The 3,115-nt window shown below is 40.4% G+C and carries 2 protein-coding genes; both read right to left on the bottom strand.

Annotation, left to right across the window (positions count from 1 at the left end; translation table 11 throughout):
- Nucleotides 1-272 precede the first annotated feature (272 nt).
- Nucleotides 273-2,048 (bottom strand): threonine--tRNA ligase, encoded by a 1,776-nt coding sequence (thrS, locus tag ROSEINA2194_RS01555; RefSeq protein ID WP_044926879.1) that lies wholly within the window; start codon nt 2,046-2,048, stop codon nt 273-275.
- Between the two features lie 405 nt (nt 2,049-2,453).
- Nucleotides 2,454-2,954, bottom strand: a complete 501-nt coding sequence (locus ROSEINA2194_RS01550) for an SEC-C metal-binding domain-containing protein (RefSeq protein ID WP_007882553.1) — start codon at nt 2,952-2,954, stop codon at nt 2,454-2,456.
- Nucleotides 2,955-3,115 lie beyond the last annotated feature (161 nt).

Raw genomic sequence — 3,115 nt, 5'->3', positions numbered from 1 at the left:
CGCAGATAGGAATTTGCTCACACTTGAATCACTTTCGCACGGTCTGTGCAGTAAATGCACAGACCTGATTGAAAAAAGTTGTACCTGCCTTCTAAGAACCGGCGGTTCCCCAATGTCTTTCATGTCTTTTGTTAATTTTTCACAATTCAACTTAGGTTTTCATGAGTTTCGCAATTGTCTTAGATTAGTATGGCGATTTTTGAAAAAAATATGCAAAAGAGCATATGCCATAATTTTCTGACATATGCCCTTCTTTCAATTTTTATTCATTTTTATTTTAATGCGGCAGGATTGATCTTCTTTGTTGCGATCTCATCCTTTAACATTGCAAGGAACTCTTCTTTTGGAACGGTTGTGGTAGCCTGTTCGCCATGAAGTCTGTAGCTTACTGTTCCGTCTTTTACTTCGTTCTTGCCAAGAATGATGAGGTAAGGAACTTTCTCTACCTGTGCAGCTCTTACACGATAGCCAAGTTTCTCGGCACGCTCGTCAATCTCCACACGGATACCGTTCTCATCCAGATAGCTGAGAAGTTCATGTGAGTATGCATTCAACTCTTCATCCTCATTTTTAACCGGAATGATTCTTGCCTGAACCGGTGCTAACCAGAGTGGCAGATTTCCTTTTGTTTCCTCTAAGATATAAGCCATGAAACGGTCAAGGGAACCAAGGATTGCTCTGTGTAAAACAACCGGTGTTTTCTTTGTGCCATCTTTGTCAATGTATGTCAGATTGAATTTTTCTGGTAAGCAGAAGTCAAGCTGGCAGGTGGAAAGTGTGTATTCATTTCCGATTGCCGGTTTTACGTTTACGTCAAGTTTTGGTCCGTAGAATGCAGCCTCACCGATTTCCTCTGTGTAGTCGATTCCAAGGTCATCTAATACTTTTCGGAGTGCATTCTCTGCTGTGTTCCACATCTCATCGTCATCATGATATTTTACTTTATCAGCAGGATCTCTTAAGGAGAGCACGCAACGGTAATCTGTGATGTTGAAATCCTTGTAAGTATCAAAAATCAGATCTACAACCTGTGAGAACTCTGACTCAATCTGTTCCGGTGTCACGAAAAGATGTGCGTCGTTCTGGCAGAAATGACGTCCTCTCTCGATACCTTTTAAAGTACCGCTGGCTTCGAAACGGAAGTCATGTGCGATCTCACCGATACGGATTGGAAGATCTTTGTAGGAATGCATTCTGTTTGCATAAATCATCATATGATGCGGGCAGTTCATTGGACGGAGAACAAAGGACTCTCCCTCCACTTCCATTGCAGGGAACATATTGTCTTTGTAATGATCCCAATGACCGGATGTTTTATACAGATTAACCGTACCAACACAAGGTGTCATAACATGAAGATATCCAAGTTTTCTCTCTTTTGCTTTGATATAATTTTCAAGTTCCTGCCATACTGTGTATCCTTTTGGAAGGAACATTGGAAGTCCACGTCCAACAAGGTCATCCGACATGAAAAGATTCATCTCTTTACCGATTTTTCTGTGGTCACGGTCTTTTGCTTCCTCAAGAAGTTTTAAGTGCTCCTCTAACTCTTCCGGTGTCGGGAAACATACACCGTAAATACGCTGCATTACGTGATTGTTTGCATCACCTTTCCAATATACACCAGAGTATTTTACAAGTTTGAAGTTCTTGCATAACTTTGTATTGTCTACGTGAGGTCCACGGCAGAGATCCGTGAAATCTCCCTGATCGTAAACAGAAATGTTTCCATCTTCCAGACCTTCAATTAAGTCCAGTTTGTATGGATCATCTTTGAACATTTCCATTGCTTCTGCTTTGGAAATCTCACGTCTGTAAATCTTCTTGCCTTCTTTGCAGACTTTCTTCATCTCTTTCTCGATTGCTGCAATTGCTTCGTCGTTGATGATATCATCGCCAAGGTCAATATCATAATAGAAACCTTCTTTTACAACTGGTCCTACCCAGAACTTTGCCTGTGGGTATAAGTGTTTTACTGCCTGTGCCATCACATGTGCGCAGGAATGGTTTAAAGTATTCAGTCTCTCGTCTGCTTTAAAATCTACCATTTTCTTCATTTCCTTTCGCTATATAAAAATAAGTTTCTGTAGGAAGTATCTCCGATTCTCTGTACAACATAAAAAATCCCTGATACTGCATTCCTACAATATCAGGGACGATATACTTATCGTGGTTCCACCCATCTTCATCTCTCCGTCTTACCAGACATCAATCTTCTTACTGCCTGTCCATTCCAGAGAAATCTCATTCTTGATTGTAACGGTATCACCGGACCGGATTGGGGTCACTCAGAGCTGGTCTTCACATAATTCTTAGCCGGAATGCTCACACCAAACGCCTTCCTCTCTGGGACTTTTTCTTATGCTACTCTTCTCTTCATCGTTTTGACTAGGGTCATTCTATACCCTTTTCTTCTATCTGTAAAGTACTTTTTACAGTTCAGATACGGCGGACTATCTTCCGCAGCAGTATTTGTATTTCTTACCGCTTCCGCATGGGCATGGATCGTTACGTCCAACTTTTTTGCCTACATGAACAGTGCCGGATTTCTTCTGCTCTAAGAATAAAGCTCTTCTCTTCTCATCATCAAAAATCTCTTTCCACTGTGGTAATTCATATAACCAGTCTGCCTTTGCGTCAACCATGTTTTTGTATAATTTTTCTTTGTCAAAAACAAGGTTAACTTTTGTATCTTCTTCCATGGTGTCGATTGGATTAGCCTCTACCAAGCTGTCGTTGATTCCGTCTAAGAATCCTGTCATCTCCATAACACTGAGGTTGTACTTCTCTGCAAGCTCTTTTACCGTTCCTTCTACTTTCTCATCCGGATTTGTCAAAAGCTGTTCGTATACGCCCTTCTCTAAAAGGAAGTATCTCTGCCAGAATCTCTGTAATTCACCTCTATCTGCTTTCTCATTATAGGCAACTTTCTGCCACTGTTCCAATAATGCCATGTTACATTCCTCGATTTCTAATTATAGTATATTTGCATCACGCATAGATGCATTTGTTATTATAGCAAATATTGATGGGTTTTTCAAAGGATTTTTTTAGGTGGGATAAATGCCTTGAATGAAATTTTAAATTCCACATCTATGCTGAATTTAGTCTTTCT

Source organism: Roseburia inulinivorans DSM 16841 (assembly GCF_000174195.1).
GTDB classification, from domain to species: Bacteria; Bacillota; Clostridia; order Lachnospirales; family Lachnospiraceae; genus Roseburia; species Roseburia inulinivorans.
The sequence above is the reverse complement of the archived record's forward strand: the minus strand, read 5'-3'. Positions and strand labels throughout refer to the sequence as shown.